Source organism: Streptomyces sp. NPDC041191, assembly GCF_055591945.1.
Genome location: NZ_JBVIZC010000002.1, coordinates 534,219 through 549,684 on the forward strand (window position 1 = coordinate 534,219; position 15,466 = coordinate 549,684).

Annotated in this window: 9 protein-coding genes and 1 tRNA gene; 3 read left to right on the forward strand and 7 right to left on the reverse strand. The window is 74.2% G+C overall.

The genetic code is table 11. The annotated features are described in order from the left end of the window. Positions 1 to 72 precede the first annotated feature (72 nt). The 3 genes from ACZ6AQ_RS05550 to ACZ6AQ_RS05560 form a co-directional block, all read right to left on the reverse strand. Positions 73 to 1,257, reverse strand: coding sequence for a S8 family serine peptidase (locus tag ACZ6AQ_RS05550; protein ID WP_468757723.1), 1,185 nt, complete (start codon positions 1,255 to 1,257; stop codon positions 73 to 75). Between the two features lie 218 nt (positions 1,258 to 1,475). Further along, a complete protein-coding gene (locus tag ACZ6AQ_RS05555) occupies positions 1,476 to 4,817 on the reverse strand; it encodes a right-handed parallel beta-helix repeat-containing protein (protein ID WP_468757724.1) in 3,342 nt (1,113 codons plus the stop codon). Between the two features lie 231 nt (positions 4,818 to 5,048). Beyond that, a complete protein-coding gene (locus tag ACZ6AQ_RS05560; RefSeq protein WP_468757852.1) occupies positions 5,049 to 5,939 on the reverse strand; it encodes an aminoglycoside phosphotransferase family protein in 891 nt (296 codons plus the stop codon). A gap of 123 nt (positions 5,940 to 6,062) precedes the next feature. Here ACZ6AQ_RS05560 and ACZ6AQ_RS05565 point away from each other — a divergent pair, with 123 nt between their 5' ends. Next, complete coding sequence (locus tag ACZ6AQ_RS05565) at positions 6,063 to 7,451, forward strand: NAD(P)/FAD-dependent oxidoreductase (protein ID WP_468757725.1); 1,389 nt, start codon at positions 6,063 to 6,065, stop codon at positions 7,449 to 7,451. Positions 7,452 to 7,613: 162 nt separating this feature from the next. On the opposite strand, the gene ACZ6AQ_RS05570 is transcribed toward ACZ6AQ_RS05565, so the two are convergent. Next, positions 7,614 to 9,734: a restriction endonuclease gene (locus ACZ6AQ_RS05570; RefSeq protein ID WP_468757726.1), complete on the reverse strand. Its 2,121-nt coding sequence runs from the start codon at positions 9,732 to 9,734 to the stop codon at positions 7,614 to 7,616. Positions 9,735 to 9,960: 226 nt separating this feature from the next. After that, entirely contained in the window at positions 9,961 to 11,931 is a 1,971-nt protein-coding gene (locus ACZ6AQ_RS05575) for a GDSL-type esterase/lipase family protein (RefSeq protein WP_468757728.1), read from the reverse strand. Positions 11,932 to 12,824: 893 nt separating this feature from the next. Here ACZ6AQ_RS05575 and ACZ6AQ_RS05580 point away from each other — a divergent pair. Continuing rightward, a complete protein-coding gene (locus ACZ6AQ_RS05580) occupies positions 12,825 to 13,199 on the forward strand; it encodes a hypothetical protein (protein WP_468757730.1) in 375 nt (124 codons plus the stop codon). Positions 13,200 to 13,386: 187 nt separating this feature from the next. Here ACZ6AQ_RS05580 and ACZ6AQ_RS05585 read toward each other — a convergent pair whose 3' ends face one another. Both ACZ6AQ_RS05585 and ACZ6AQ_RS05590 read right to left on the reverse strand, forming a co-directional pair. Then, the gene (locus ACZ6AQ_RS05585) at positions 13,387 to 13,593 is read right to left on the reverse strand and encodes an Imm32 family immunity protein (RefSeq protein WP_468757731.1); all 207 of its coding nucleotides are present in this window, start codon (positions 13,591 to 13,593) and stop codon (positions 13,387 to 13,389) included. A gap of 301 nt (positions 13,594 to 13,894) precedes the next feature. Then, positions 13,895 to 13,971 (reverse strand) — tRNA-Thr (locus tag ACZ6AQ_RS05590). 182 nt (positions 13,972 to 14,153) lie between these two features. Here ACZ6AQ_RS05590 and ACZ6AQ_RS05595 point away from each other — a divergent pair. Continuing rightward, entirely contained in the window at positions 14,154 to 15,251 is a 1,098-nt protein-coding gene (locus ACZ6AQ_RS05595; protein ID WP_388688657.1) for an ABC transporter ATP-binding protein, read from the forward strand. Positions 15,252 to 15,466: the final 215 nt, after the last annotated feature.

Here is a 15,466-nt window from a genome sequence, read left to right on the forward strand (position 1 = left end):
GGCCGGGGAGACCGGGGAGGCCGGGGAGACCGGGGAGACCGGCGGAGGGGTGGTGAGAGGACCGGGGCCGCCTCAGTCCAGCGGGCGGCCCGCCGCGTCCAGGCGGCCCGGCCGCCAGCGGCGGGCCCGGCCCCGGGGCAGGACGACCGCGAGGAGACCGACCAGCGCGATCGTCCCTCCCGCCCCCGCCACCACCAGGTAGGCGGTCGAACGGGCCCCCGCCGTGTCCGGGTGCTCCGGCAGGCGGAGCGGCGCCGGGGGCGGGGGCGCCGCCGCCGGGGCGGCACCGGGGGCGACCCCGGAGACCGCCCCGTACGGGTCGAGGGCGGGCAGGTCCCCCGGGTACGCCCCGCGGAGGAGCCGCGCGCGCACCTCGGCGGCGTTCAGCCCGGGATGGTACGACCGCACCAGGGCCGCCGCGCCCGCCGTGAGCGCCGCGGCGAAGGACGCCCCCGACGCGGTCCACTTGCCGTCGCCGACCGGGCCCGGCCCCATCAGCGCGCCGCCGGGCGCGGACAGGTCCGCGCGCCGGAAGGGCGGCGCGGCGTCCGGACGGACCCCCTGCGGCCCGGTGTCGAGCACGGCGAGGGCCTCCGGCGGGGCCGCCGGGGCGGGCTGCGGCGTGGCCGTGCCCTGCGGGACGCTGTCGGCCGCCGCCGGTACGACGACGAGGGCGTCGTGCGCGCGCGCCGCGTCCATCGCCGCGCGCACCCGCGGATCGGAGCCGTCCAGGGGCGCCGCCACCGTGATGACGTCCGCCCCTGCGGCCGCGGCCTCCCGCACCCCGGCGGCCAGCCGGGCGGGATCGGGTTCGCCGCGCTCCCCGGTGCCGCGCACGGCCAGGACCAGGGCATCGGGGGCCACCCCCGAGAAGCCCTGGCCGGGCAGGGCCGCCCCGGCGACCAGACCGGCCTGGAAGGTCCCCCGGCCCACGCAGTCCCGGCCCGCGGGGCCGAGGGCCCGCACCCGGCCCCTGAGGACGGCCGGATCGCCGCTCACGCCGGTGCCGACGACCGCGACGGTCACCCCGCGTCCGCGGGAGAGCCGCCAGACCTGGTCGAGCCCGAGGACGCCGCGCGTCCAGGGGGCGGCCGCCGTGACCGTGCCCCGCAGCGTCGTGCAGGGCTGGTCGGGGGCGAGCCGTTCGGGCACGCCGGGCAGCGCGGTGCCGCCGTCCGCGGCGACCGCGAGGGGCGCGGGGCCGACGAGCGCGGCGATCAGGGCGGCGCACAGCAGCGGACGGATACGGCGGCGCATGGCTGTCCTCGGTTCGGCCCGCCGGTGGGGCGGGGCTGAGCTGGGGTCTTCGGGCGGGGAGCGGGGGCTCCGGGGAGGGCGGGGCCGTACCGGGGCCGGCGGGCGGGGGGGCGGGGATTCCGGGAAGGCGGGGGCGGGTGCCGGGAAGGCGGGGGGGCGGGGATTGCGGGAAGGCGGGGCGGGTGCCGGGCCGGTGCGGGCCCGGCACCCGCCCCGGCTCAGCCCTCCCGAAGATCCTGCCGAAGGTCCTCCCGCAGGTCCTCCCGCAGGTCCTCCGGCAGCAGCAACCGCAGGTCGTCCAGGCTGGGCGCGGCCACGGCGCTGAGCCGGCGGGCCTGCCGGGTCATCATGGCCTCCAGCGTCTGGCGCGCCAGACGGGCGTTGCCGAAGGTGCGGCCGCGGGGGAACGCCTCGAAGTGGGCCAGCAGCGCCGACGCCGTACCCGGGGCGCACTCGTACCCGTTCTCCACCGCGTGCCGGCGCACGATGGTGACCAGCTCGTCGGAGGAGTAGTTCGGGAACTCGATGTGCCGGGTGAAGCGGGACGCCAGGCCGGGGTTGGAGTCGAGGAAGCGGTCCATCTCCTCCGTGTAGCCGGCCACGATCACCACCACCTCGTCGCGGTGGTCCTCCATCAGCTTCAGGAGCGTGTCCACCGCCTCCTGGCCGAAGTCGGAGGAGCCCGCGGAGCCGTGGGGCGTCAGCGTGTACGCCTCGTCCACGAACAGCACGCCGCCGAGCGCCCGCTGGAAGACCTCCTTGGTCAGCTGCGCGGTGTGGCCGACGTACCGGCCGACGAGGTCCGCGCGGGCCACCTCCACCAGCTGGCCGCGCGGAAGCACGCCGAGGGAGGCGAGCAGCTCGCCGTAGAGGCGGGCCACCGTCGTCTTGCCGGTGCCGGGCGGGCCCGCGAAGACCAGGTGGTTGCTGATCCGGGGGGCGGGGAGCCCCGCCGCCGCCCGGCGGCGGGCCGTCGCGAGCAGGTTGACGAGGTCGCTCACCTCGCGCTTGACCGCCGCCAGGCCGGTCAGCGCGTCCAGCCGCAGCAGCGGGTCCCCGTCGTCCCCGGCCGCGGCGGCCGGCGGCAGCCCGACGTCCTCCGCCGTCAGCAGGGCCAGATCGTGCTCGCCGACGTCGCCGCGCGCGGCGAGCCGGGACGCCTGCCGGTCCACCATCTCCTCGAAGACCTTCCGGGCGGTACGGCCGTTGCCGAACCCGGCGTCGCGGGGCATCCGCTCGAAGTGGGTGTGCAGCGCGGTCCGGGCGTCGCCGTCCAGCTCGTAGCGGTGCGCCGAGCACATCCGCTCCACGATGGTGACCAGCTCCGCCGACGTGTAGTCGGAGAACTCCACGCTGCGGGTGAAACGCGAGGCCAGACCGGGGTTGGAGGCGAGGAAGTCCGTCATCTCCTTCGGATAGCCGGCCGCCACCACCACGACGTCCTCGCGGTGGTCCTCCATCAGCTTCACCAGGGTGTCGATGGCCTCGCGGCCGAAGTCGGCACCGGAACCGGAGGAGTCGGAGAGCAGCGTGTACGCCTCGTCGATGAACAGCACGCCGCCGAGCGCCTTCGTGAAGGTCTCGGTCGTCTTGATCGCCGTGCCGCCGACGATCTGCGCGACCAGGTCGGCCCGGGAGACCTCCACCAGGTGGCCCGAGCGCAGCACGCCCAGGGAGGCGAGGATCGACCCGTAGAGACGGGCCACCGTCGTCTTGCCGGTGCCGGGCGGGCCCGCGAAGATCAGGTGGCGGCTCATCGGGGGCGCCGGCATGCCGAGGCCGGCCCGGCGCTGCGCCATCCGGTTCAGGTTGATCAGCGTCAGGACCTGGTCCTTGACGTCGTCCAGGCCGATCAGGGACTGGAGTTCCGCCACGGCGCCGCTCTCCCCGGCCGTGTCGGCCGCCGCCACGACGGCCCCGCCGGGCAGCCGCCCGTCGCCCGCCGCCTCGGCGTCGGCGGCGCTGCCCCAGGCGTCCGGGGCGCCGTTCCCGGCGCTCGTCAGCTGCTCCACGGCGACCCGGTCGCCGGCCACGGACTGGCGCAGCCCGCTGCCCTTGTTGTCCCGCAGCACGCAGTTGATCACCGAGACCGGGTCGGAGCCCTCCACCCGTACGCCGTCGGCGCCCGAGCCGGTCACCTCGCAGGCGTTGAGCGACGCGCGGGCGCCCGCCGCCACCAGCACGCCGTGCCCGCCGGAGTCCCGCACCCGCGAGCGGGCCGCCGTCAGGTCGCCCTGCTCCTCGACGAGCAGGCCCGCGTCCCCGCAGTCGTCCACCTCGGTGTCGCGGAGGGTCACCGCGCCGAGGGCGCCGACCACCACGCCGGAACCCTTCGCGGCCCGCAGCCTGCCCTGGCCGACGTACAGGCTGCCGTGGCCGGAGACGTGCACGGCCGCGCCCTCGCACTCCTCGACCAGGCACTCCTCCAGGCGTCCGCGGCCGTCGGCGAGGACCTCCACGCCGTGCCCGGCCGCGCGGGAGACGGTGACCCGGCGCAGCAGCGGGTTGGCGCTCGTGCGGACCAGGACGCCGGGGCCGCCGCTGCCGGTGACCTCCAGGCCGTCGATCTCGGCGACGGAGTTCTCCTCCAGGAGCACGCCGGTCCGCTCCGGGTCCCGGACGGTGGTCCCGACGAGGACGGGGGACGAGAAGTCGGTCACGCGGACCGCGGCGTCCCGGGCGTGGGCGAACACGCAGTCCTCGAACCGGCCCCGGCCGCGCTCCGTCACGAACAGCCCGTGTCCGGCGGTCCGTTCGGTACGGCAGCGGCGCAGGTCGGGGGAGGACCCGGAGCCGACGACGAAGCCGTGCCCGGTGGTGTTCCGCACGGTCACGTCCTCCAGGGAGGTCGCGCCCGTGGTGTTCATGAAGACTCCCACCACCGAGTCCGAGACGGTGGTGCGCACCACGGTGACGCCGCTCTCCTCCTCGGCGGCGATGCCCGGCTTGTCGGCGGCGGAGATCTCGCACTCCTCCACGCGCACCTGCGCGCGCCCGTTGGCGAGGACGCCGTTGCCGCGGGCGTCCCGGAGCCGCCCGGCCCGCACCGAGATCCGGCCCTGCTCGCCGGCGACCACGGCGGAGGTGCCCAGGTGCTCGACGACGCACTCCTCCAGGAGGCTCTCCTCCGCGGAGGTGGACACCACGCCCGCGCCCTTGGGGTTCTCGATCCGGCACTGGCGGACGGCCAGCGAGCCGGAGCCGCGGGCGAACAGGGCGGCCCAGGAGGACCCGTACACGTCGCACCGGTCGAGGAGGAGCTGTCCGCTCGGGACGTCGACCACCGGCAGCTCGTCGTCGTGGCCGCGCAGCACCAGCGAGTTGACCATCGCGGAGTCGCAGGCCAGGGTCAGGGCGGAGCCGCGCCGGGGAGCCAGCTCCACGGTGCCCCGGCCCTCCGTGGTGGTGAGGGTCAGGGAGGTGGCGAGGGTGAGACTCTCCTCGTAGCGGCCCGGGGCGATGCTGATCACGGCTCCGGTACGGGCCGTCCGAAGGGCTTCTGAGATGGTGCGGCAGTCGCCCGTACCGTCCTGCGCGACGGTGAGCACCTGGCGTGACACGTTCTGACCTCCCGGGCGCCCCGATGTCGCGCCGCCGTGCGGCGTCCGATCGCTCCGGGACGTGTGGAACTGGTGTGCCCATCATGCCTGCCGGAACGTACGGGCCGCCAGCGCCCCCGGTCCACCGGAACGCTCCGGAGGGCCGGTTCCGGACCCGCCGGGCGGGAACCCGGGACCGGACGCCGACCGCGCTCCGGAGCCTCCGGAGCGCCCGGAGCGCCCGGAGCGCCCTCAGGCCCGCCGCTCCCGCAGGAGCCGCGCGACCGCGACCTGCTCGGCGGCCAGGGACGGTTCGCCGCCCTCGACGTCCCACAGCCCGTTCTGCAGCACCCGGCCCAGCGTCCACGCCACCGCGCGCCGCCGGTCGCCGACGACCTCGGCGAGGAGGTCGAACCGCCACAGCACCTCGTCCGGGTCGGGGTCGAAGCGGTCCACGAGCGCCGGGAGGAGGTCGAAGCCGGGGTCGCCCGCGAGCGGCTTGGGGTCGATCGCCAGCCACGGCTCGCGCCCGGCCGCCAGGACGTTCCCCTGGTGCAGGTCCCAGTGGAGCAGCCGGTCGCCCGGTTCGCCCGCCACCTCCCGCACCGCCGCCGCGCAGTCCCGCAGGACCGCCGCGTCCCCCGGGCCGAGCCGGGCGGCGGCCCCGGACACCTCCGCGAGCATCCCGGCCGCGATGCCCCCGAGCGTCCGCAGGCCGGGCGGCGCGGGGACGGCCGTGAGCCGGGCGAGGAGGCCCGCGACGATCCCCACCGCCTCCCGGGCGTCCGCGAGGGCCGACAGCGGCCGGGCCTCGTCCAGGCGTTCCAGGAGCATGGTCCCGGTCGCCGGGTCGTGGTCGAGGAGCCGCACGGCGCCCGCCCCGTCCCAGACGCGCAGTGCGACCGGTTCGCCCCCGGTCTCCTCGTCGGGGATCTGCATCTTGAGGGCGGCGGGCACGCCGTCCGCGCGCCGCTCCACCGGGAGGACCAGCGAGGCCACCCCGTGCATCGGCTGCCCGGTGACCCGCAGCCCCCAACGGTCGAGGAACTCCCGGACGAGCCCCGGGAGTCCGGCGACGAACGCCCGCCCCGCCCCGCCGTGGTGCTTCTCCTGCGCACGCGCGAACGCCTCCGGTACGTGCATCACGCCTCCGATTCTGGACACCCTGCCGGGTCCCGTCCCGAAAACCCCGTCAGAACATCCGTATCCCCGTCCCGCGGGCCCGGGGTAACGTCCCGCCCACGCATCCGGAACCCAGGGGTACACATGAGCACGGTCAACGGCGGAATCTCCTTCTGGTACGCGCGGGAGGGCGCCCCGGCCCCCCGCGAACCGCTCCCCGGCGACACCACCGCCGACGTCTGCGTCGTGGGCGGCGGGTACACCGGCCTGTGGACCGCCTACTACCTGAAGAAGGCCGTCCCCTTCCTGAACATCACCGTCCTGGAGGCGAGGTTCTGCGGGTACGGCGCCTCCGGACGCAACGGCGGCTGGCTCTACAACGGCATCGCCGGACGCGACCGCTACGCGAAGCTCCACGGCCACGACGCCGCCGTCCGCCTCCAGCGGGCCATGAACGCCACCGTCACCGAGGTCGTCGACGTCTGCGCGCGGGAGGGGATCGACGCCGACGTGCACCGGGGCGGCGTCCTCGAAGTCGCCCTCTCCCCCGCCCAGCTCGCCCGGCTCAAGGAGTTCCACGCCGCCGAGGCCGCCTTCGGCGAGACCGACCGCGCGCTGTACGGGGCCCGCGAGACCGCCGAGCGCATACGGGTCACCGGCGCCGTCGGTTCCACCTGGACCCCGCACGGCGCCCGCCTCCACCCGGTGAAGCTGGTCAGGGGCCTCGCGGCGGCGGTCGAGGCGCTCGGCGTCACGATCCACGAGTCGACCCCCGTCACGGAGATCAGGCCGAAGCACGCGGTCACCCCGTACGGCACCGTCCGCGCCCCGTACGTCCTGCGCTGCACCGAGGGCTTCACCGCCTCCCTCGCGGGACAGCGTCGCGCCTGGCTCCCCATGAACTCCTCGATGATCGCCACCGAACCCCTCACCGAGGCCCAGTGGGAGTCCGTCGGCTGGGAGGGCCGCGAGACCCTGGGCGACATGGCGCACGCCTACGTGTACGCCCAGCGCACCGCCGACGGCCGCATCGCGCTCGGCGGCCGGGGCGTCCCGTACCGCTTCGGCTCGAAGACCGACAACGACGGCCGCACCCGGCCCCGGACGATCGAGGACCTGCGCGAGATCCTGGTCCGCCTCTTCCCGCAGCTCGCGGGGGTACGGGTGGAACACGCCTGGTCCGGCGTGCTCGGCGTCCCCCGCGACTGGTGCGCCACCGTCACCCTCGACCGCTCCACCGGCCTGGGCTGGGCGGGCGGTTACGTCGGGTCGGGCGTCGCCACCGCCAACCTCGCCGCCCGCACCCTGCGCGACCTGATCAGGGAGGACTCGGGCCAGTCGGGTCCGACCGACCTCACGACCCTCCCCTGGGTCAACCACAAGGTCCGCAAGTGGGAGCCGGAACCGTTGCGCTGGCTCGGCGTCCGGTCCATGTACGCGGCCTTCCGGGGCGCGGACCGGCGGGAGGCGGCGGGACGTTCGGTCCGGACGGACCGGGTGGCGGTCCTGGCGAACAGGCTGAGCGGGAGGTAGCCCGGGGCGGGGGCGGAGGGGACAGGGCCGGCCCGTCCGGCGGCGGGACGGACCGGGTCCCGGCACCGCCCCGACCCGTCCGGGTCCGGGGCGGGCCGGGTCCGGGGCCCGGCACCGTTCACCCGGCAGCGGGCCGGGCCGGGCCCCGGCACCGCCCCGGCCTCACTCCACCTCGATGCCGAAGTCCCCGACCAGCTCCTCCAGTCCGTTCCCGTACCCCTTCCCGCCGAGCACGAAATCCCAGTCGCCGCCCGCCCGCCGCCGGAACGACCCGAGGACGAGCGCGGTCTCGCCGGCCCGCCCCTCGGAGACCTCCAGGCGGTCGAGTTCCGTGCCGGAGTCGTCGCGGAGCCGGATGCCGGCCTCCGTGAACCCGCCGAGGTCGGCGTCCGGGTTGACCTCGGGGTCGACGGCCGCGACGAGGACCAGCCGGTCGGCCCGCGCGGGAAGGGCGTCGAAGCCGACGCGGACGGCGGCGCGGTCGCCGGGGGCGGCGGGCACCATGGCGACCGAACCGTCCGGCGTGGAGGGGTTGTTGTAGAAGACGAACCACTCGTCGCCGAGGACCCGGTTGCCCGAGCAGACCAGCGCGCAGACGTCGAGGGCGACGGAGCCCGACCAGACCATGCCGAGGAGGTTGAAGTCGTCGGAGGGGTCGGCGGAGCCGGCGGCGTCGGCCCGCCCGGACGCCGGGGCGGCCGTCGGCGCGTCCTCCGGGGCGGGGGCGGCGCCGGGGACCGGGGCGGTGGCCGGGGCGGTCTCCGCCGGGCCGCCGCCCAGCCGCCCCCGCAGCCCGTGCTGGTGCAGCAGGTCGACCAGGTCGTTCCCCGGGATCAGGGTCAGCGGCTTGCCGTTGGCGAAGGTGTACGAGCCGGGGCCGAACCGGGACGTGGTGACGAGGACGCCCTTGTTGGCCCCGGCGCCCTGCACGGTCCCGTAGAGGTCGCGCACGGCGGACGGCGGCACGGTGTTCCGGTACCGCTTCACCTGGACGACGATCGAACCGCCGCTGATGGGGTCGGGGTCGAGGGCCTCGACGTCGACCCCGCCGTCGTGGGAGCGCCGGGTGGTGACCGCCTGGAGACCGCGGGCCCGGAAGAGTTCGGCGACGAGCCCCTCGAAGGCGATCGGGTCCATGGAGAGCAGGTCGGGCTCCTCCCCGTCCCCCTGCACCACGATGTCGGACCCGACCTGGTCGGGGGTGCGCAGCGGCACGACGGCCACCCGCTCGTCCGGCCGGGCGGAGAGCCGCCCGGCGAGGCCCCCGGCCAGGCAGTCCACGGCGGCGACCAGCTCCAGGTTGAGCCGTTCGAAGTCCTGCCGCCCCACCACCACGGAGGCCACGCACACCCGGGAGGCGAGCCCGGTGGCCGGATCGACCCCGCCCACGTACCCGTTGAGCGCGACGGTCTCCAGGGCCCCGAAGCGGTCGGCGGCGAACAGCTCCCGCACGGCCAGCAGCACGCTCTGCGCGAGCACGTTCCGGTACAGCGCCCGCCGCTGCGTGACGGGCCGGGGCACCTCCCTCTCCTGGTCGGTGCCGGGCAGGTACTTGACGCCCTTCGCGCCGGGCACGACCTCGTACCCGGGCAGGTCCCAGTCCAGGACGAACCCGCGCCCGGCCCGGTCGTACGCGGCGGACACCTCGCGCGGGAACCCGTCGGGCCAGGCGGTGGAGGCGAAGAGCACGGCGGAGAAGTAGTCGACGACGGTCTCGGGCTCACCGGCCGACAGGGCGGCGGCGGTCCCGGCGACCCCGCTGTTGTACGCCCGGATCTCCGCGATCCGCGCGGCCGCCCACTCCTCGTACTGCCTCCGGTACGCGGCCAGCGTCTCCAGGCGCCGCGCCTCGGCGGCCTGGGCCGCGTACCAGTCCCGCTCGAACCGCGCGCGGCCGTCGCGCCCCTGGTAGTGCCGCTGGTCGGGCAGGGCCACGGGCTCCCCCAGGGGGCCGGGCGCGAACGGCGCGACCTCCTCGGGCCGCCGCAGCGACTCCACGCCGAACGCCGGCGCCCGGCACCCCGCCGCGAGCAGCCCTTCGAGCACGGCGACGCGCTCGTCCAGCTCCCGCGTCTTCCGCAGGGCGTCGGCGTCCCGGTGCTGCCGGTACGCGGCCCGCTGTTCCCGCCGCATCCGGGACAGGTCCCGCTCGTACGTCCGCTGCTGCCGCTCGGCGTCCAGCCGCCGCCGCAGCACCGCCTCCTGCTGCCCCTCCCGTTGCCGCTGGGCCACCCGCTGCTGCTCGGCCCAGACCCCGATCAACCCCCCGGAACGCCGCCCCATGCGCGCACCCCTCCCACGAACACCCCACCCGACGCGTACACCCCCGTGAACCCCAAGTGTCCCGGACGACAGCGCGCTTGCACACAGAAAGTTCACACTCGGGGCCGGGAAGACCGGGGGGCCGGGAGGGGGCGGCCCCGGTCCGGCCCGCCGTCACCGCGGTGCGGAGCCGGGCGGGCGGGTGCGGTCCGTCCGCTCCGGACCGCACCCGTGGGACCCGGACGGGTCAGGCGGGCTCGACGAGGAGCTGGCCGCCGCTGAAGTGGACCTGGGCCTTGGTGCCGGCGTTGATGTTCCACTGCGGCGTGATGGTGACGCGTTCGCCGGGCTTCATGCCGGTGAGCAGGTGGCGGCGGGAGGCGTAGACGCGGCTGGGGCCGTGGGCCGAGAGTCCGCGGGCGGGGCTCTCGGGGGTGTACCCGCCACTGGCCCGCCACAGCGCCCATACGGTGGCGGTGGGGCCGGCGGTGGTGTGGAGGGCCGCCGAGATGGTGACGTAGGCGGCTCCGGACGACGGCACGGTGAAGGTGACGGGGGCCCAGTCGGCGGCGGGGAAGTCCAGAGAGGTCTCCAGCCGGTCGCAGGCCGGAGCGGCCCGCTGGCTCGACACCAGCAGCGGAGGCCGGTGGGTGCCCTCGGTGAAGGGGGCGTCGACCTGCCGGCGCAGCTCTTCGGCGGGATGTCCGGCGGGTATCCCGTGCACCTGGACGCGGACGGTCGCGGGCTCGGAGTGGTTGCTGGCGACCCAGGCGACGACCTCGATCGTGCGAGGACCGGCGGGCCAGATCCCCGGCGGGCTCCAGCTCCACCGGCCGTCGGCGCCCACGGGGGCCTCGCCGACGCGGACGCCGGCGTCGAGCAGGTGGACGGCGCGCACGCCCTTCTGGGCGGTGCCCCGGAACTCGGGCCGGGGGTGGGTGTACGAACCGTCCGACGGCGCTTCGATCACCGGGGGTTCGACGTGGGTGACCACGACGAAGGTGACGGTCGCGGTGTTGGTGAGGTCCCGTCCGCGCCCCGCGGCGACGAGCAGGGTGTGCTCCCCGGCGGACCAGCCGCTCTCGCGGCGCCAGCTCCAGGTCCCGTTCGGGCCGGGGCGGGTACTGCCCACGCACCGGGTTCCGGCGAAGAAATAGAGCGCGTCCGTGTCCGGCGGGCAGGTGCCGGACAGGGCGTGGAGCGGGCCGACGACCGCCTGCGCACGGGGGGTCGTGATCTTCACCGGCTGCGCGGGGGCGGCGGCCTCGGGTTCGGGCCGGGCACGCCACGACCACTGCCGCTTGCGCTGCGGCTCGGCCTGCTGCCCCCGCCACGACTCGACCTGGACGAGGTGGGCTTCCCGCTCGGCCGCGGCGCTCTTCAGGGCGGCGATCTCGTCCTCGCCCAGGAGCACGTCCACCGCTCGCCGCGGGAGGTCGGCCGCGGCGAGCAGGTCGTGGTCGGTGAGCCGGGCCAGGAGCCAGGCGGCCGTGGCCTGGGCGCCGCGGACGTTGAGGTGGGTCCAGTCCCGCTTGCCCTGCGGGTGTTGGGGGTGCTCCCCGGGCTCGAACCAGCCCAGCAGCCGTACGGCCGCCGTCGGACCGAGGTCCTGCCACAGCTCTTCGGACCACTGGTTGAGGTCCACCAGCGGCACGTCCACGTCGGCGGCGGTCTTGGCCATAAGGTCGGCGCGCTCGCGCAGTCCGTTGGCCACCCGGCCGTCCGCGTGGAAGGTCCCCCGCGCCAGCGGCGTCACGAACACCGGTGAGACCCCGAGCCCCCGCAACGTCTCCGCGTACAGCTCCAGGTACGCCCGGTACTCGTCCGCGCTCGTGTACTTGTCGGGCTCCATCATGTTCTGGTCGTTGTGCCCGAAGGAGACGAGCGCGATGTCGCCCGGACGCGCCTCGTTGAGCACCCGGATGTAGGGGTGGGTGTAGAAGCTGCGGCTCGACGCGTTGTACAGCGCGAAGTTGCGGACCTCGATGTGGCCGGAGAGCAGCTCGGTGAGGGCCTGCCCCCAGCCCTGGAGGGGATGCTGCTTGGGATTCACCGCAGCGGTCGAGTCGCCCAGGACGAGGATGCGCGGGTTGTTCGCGCCGTCCGGCGCCGCGTCACGAAGGGCCCCGGGCGCAGTGGTCGGTTCCGTGGCCTCCGGTGCGGAACTCGCCTTTCCGGAGCTCGGTATCCGGGAATCCTGTGCGGGTGCGGGGGTCATGACGAGAACGCTCCGATGGGGACAGAGGGCTTGCTGCGAACGAGGGTGGTCCGGTCGTCGGCCCCGGAGGGGAACGCACCGGCCGGGCCGGGGCCGGGCATCGAGCGGGTTCGCGTGTGCCACGGCACGGGCCCCCGGCCGTGGCCCGAGTTCCGTCACGTGCCGGTGCGACTCGCGGCCCGGCTTCCGTAACAGCCCGGAGTCGCACTCCTGCGATCCCCTCACCGCAATCAGTCGACGATTCCAGGCATTGATCCTGAAAGGGACTCATTGATGGCGCGGGCGCGCCTGGACAACATGCCACGCCGATGGCGAACGGTCAAAGGAAAGGCACAGGAAGTTCGGACCCCGCCCGAAACCCGAGGTGTCAATCAAGACAAAAGGTAAGAGCTCTCCGAATTCGCAGGATCTCCACTTCCGGTGAAAGTGACCAAAATCATGACCTCGCCGCATCCGGGGGAACGGACACCGGCTCCGGCGCCGGCCGTGACGGTGCCTCCCGGCACACGAACGGCGGCCCCCACCACGAGAAAGGGCCGGCACCGGGGAAACACCCCGCACCGGCCCTCGCGCCACGAGCCCCCTGCCGGACTCGAACCGACGACCCTCGCTCTACAAGTTCGACCGGGGCCCGTTGCGGCGGCTTCCGTCGATTGGCGCGACGACTGTGCAGAGGTGCTGGTGTACACACCCGTCCAGCGCCGTTGATGTCAGCCCCCGCACGCGGTCTTTGCAGGAGGCGACGCCGTTGAGCGATGGGGGCTGTCCCTGGCGCGGCGGAGGATGGTGCTCATGTGCGCTCTTTTCGACCCCCCCCCGAGTCTCGCCGTGTCTCGCCGGGCGAGTACCCGGTGTGGAACCAGGCTCTCGCCCTCCTGAACCGGGACCTGGCGGTGACGCTTCCCCAGTTGGAACCCCTGCAACTGCTGGCCCTTCCGTCCTACGACGCGGATGAGCCGGAGAACGTCCACGTCGCCATGGCCAACGGCGAGTGGCACGGCAACCCCTTGGCCCCGAACTCGCAGGACAGCCTTGCCTCTGCGCTGGCGAGCGTCGCCGATGCCGCGCAGGAGACCGTCATGGAGCTTCTGTGGCAGGCGTGGCCCCTGTGCCCCGAGCACGGCCTGGGCATGCATCCGGGGGAGGACACAGAGGAGCGACTGTCCTGGTGGTGCGCGGGAGAACGGTCGCGTCGCGGCCCGGCTCATATCCACGCGGCCGTGGGTGCACTCGACGCCTCGGGAGCGTCGATCCGTACACGGCCTTGAAAACCGTCGTGTCAGCGGTGTCACCGTGGGCCCAAATCCCACACCCACCACACGTGAACGGCCCCTGACCGGCAAACGTGGTCAGGGGCTGGCCTTGCTCCTATGCCGTGAGTGCCTGGGGTTCCCCCTGCTGCCCCGCTCGATCGGGTACGGGCGGGCACGGAACAGGACGCCTGCCAAGCGATGTCTACACCTTGTCGTCCCGCTCCAGGATCAGGCTGATCGGGCCGTCTTCAAGATCGATACCGCTATCAAGGTGCTCGTGAAAACCGTCCCGGAGTTCGGGGTCAGCCAGTCCAAGAAGCCGCTCGGCAAGGTTCCGAAGTCCGGCCGCGTTGGCCGCGATCGTGATTTCTGTGGCTGAGCCGTACACCTTGATCCGAGGTTCATCCATGGCGTCACGTTATAGCGCGCCCCGGCTCCCGTCCCGCCTGCCGGCATCCGCACACCGAGCCCCTGCCGTACCGGAGTCCGAGCGCCCCCGCCGAAGGCATCGTCTTGAGCCGCACCCGCGTACCGCCTCGGTCGTACGCTCTGGATGAGGACCGTGCAGTCCACCAGGACGAGCCACTCGAAGGCATCATCCACATGGGCCGGCTCCTCACGCGGAAACGGCCCGACCGCCCCGTTGATGTCACCCATGGATGTCGAAGACCCCCGACCATGATCGGTCGGGGGTCTTCGACGTTCCTGCCTGGAGCCCCCTGTCGGGTTCGAACCGACGACCCCCGCTTTACAAGAGCGGTGCTCTGGCCAGCTGAGCTAAGGAGGCAGCCCGTGCAGTGTATCCAAAGACCGCCCGGCGACGACCGGGAATCTCACGGGCCGGGGAGTGCTGACAGATCCCCCCGCGCCGGGTAGCGTCACTTGCGGTTCACCCAGGTGGACTAGACCTCAATCCTTCCTTTACTCGGATCGTCCGGCACGTTCCTGCCGGTGAAGGGGCACCTCACCATGGCTTCCGTCACGTTCGACAAGGCGACCCGGATCTATCCCGGCGCCACCAAGCCCTCCGTCGACCAGCTCGACATCCAGATCGCCGACGGCGAGTTCCTCGTCCTCGTCGGCCCCTCGGGCTGCGGCAAGTCGACCTCCCTGCGCATGCTCGCGGGTCTCGAGGACGTCAACGCCGGCTCCATCCGCATCGGTGACCGCGACGTCACGCACCTGCCGCCCAAGGACCGGGACATCGCCATGGTGTTCCAGAACTACGCGCTCTACCCGCACATGACCGTCGGCGACAACATGGGCTTCGCGCTCAAGATCGCCGGCGTCAACAAGGCCGAGATCCGGGCGAAGGTCGAAGAGGCCGCGAAGATGCTCGACCTCACCGAGTACCTCGACCGCAAGCCGAAGGCGCTCTCCGGCGGCCAGCGCCAGCGCGTCGCCATGGGCCGCGCCATCGTGCGCGAGCCGCAGGTCTTCCTCATGGACGAGCCGCTGTCGAACCTCGACGCCAAGCTCCGCGTCTCGACCCGCACCCAGATCGCGAGCCTCCAGCGCCGCCTGGGCATCACCACGGTCTACGTCACCCACGACCAGACCGAGGCGCTCACCATGGGCGACCGCGTCGCCGTCCTCAAGGACGGTCTGCTCCAGCAGGTCGACTCCCCGCGCAACATGTACGACAAGCCCGCCAACCTCTTCGTCGCCGGCTTCATCGGCTCCCCCGCCATGAACCTCGTCGAGGTCCCGATCGCCGACGGCGGCGTGAAGTTCGGCAACAGCGTCGTCCCGGTCTCCCGCGAGGCGATCGCCGCGGCCTCCGCCAAGGGCGACACCACGGTGACGGTCGGCGTCCGCCCCGAGCACTTCGACATCTCGGGCCCGGCGAGCAAGGAGGGCCTCGCCGTCACCGTCAACGTCGTCGAGGAGCTGGGCTCGGACGGCTTCGTGTACGGCTCCACCCGCGTCGGCGGCGAGGACAAGGACCTGGTCGTCCGCGTCGGCGGCCGTGACGTCCCCGCCAAGGGCTCCACGCTGCACGTCGTCCCGCGCGCCGACGAGCTGCACGTGTTCTCGTCCTCCACGGGCGAGCGCCTCAAGAACTGACCCCGGCACGCCGCTCGCCCCGGCACGCCGTGAACGGCCCCGCGTCCCTTCCGGACGCGGGGCCGTTCGGCCATCCGCGCCCCCCGGGTGGTTTACGGAGGGGAACCCCGGCGTTCAGGGCCCGTACCGCCCCGGTCGTCAACACGGGATTCGAAAAGCGCCCTCGAACCGTCCCCCGCGCGGGTGACGGAATGTCGCCGCGCCGCTACCGGCGG

Excerpts from the sequence above, each read along its gene's own strand:
- ACZ6AQ_RS05550 (WP_468757723.1), bottom strand. The coding sequence starts at position 1,257 with ATGCGCCGCCGTATCCGTCCGCTGCTGTGCGCCGCCCTGATCGCCGCG.
- ACZ6AQ_RS05560 (WP_468757852.1), bottom strand. The coding sequence starts at position 5,939 with ATGCACGTACCGGAGGCGTTCGCGCGTGCGCAGGAGAAGCACCACGGC.
- ACZ6AQ_RS05565 (WP_468757725.1), top strand. The coding sequence starts at position 6,063 with ATGAGCACGGTCAACGGCGGAATCTCCTTCTGGTACGCGCGGGAGGGC.
- ACZ6AQ_RS05570 (WP_468757726.1), bottom strand. The coding sequence starts at position 9,734 with ATGGGGCGGCGTTCCGGGGGGTTGATCGGGGTCTGGGCCGAGCAGCAG.
- ACZ6AQ_RS05575 (WP_468757728.1), bottom strand. The coding sequence starts at position 11,931 with ATGACCCCCGCACCCGCACAGGATTCCCGGATACCGAGCTCCGGAAAG.
- ACZ6AQ_RS05585 (WP_468757731.1), bottom strand. The coding sequence starts at position 13,593 with ATGGATGAACCTCGGATCAAGGTGTACGGCTCAGCCACAGAAATCACG.
- ACZ6AQ_RS05595 (WP_388688657.1), top strand. The coding sequence starts at position 14,154 with ATGGCTTCCGTCACGTTCGACAAGGCGACCCGGATCTATCCCGGCGCC.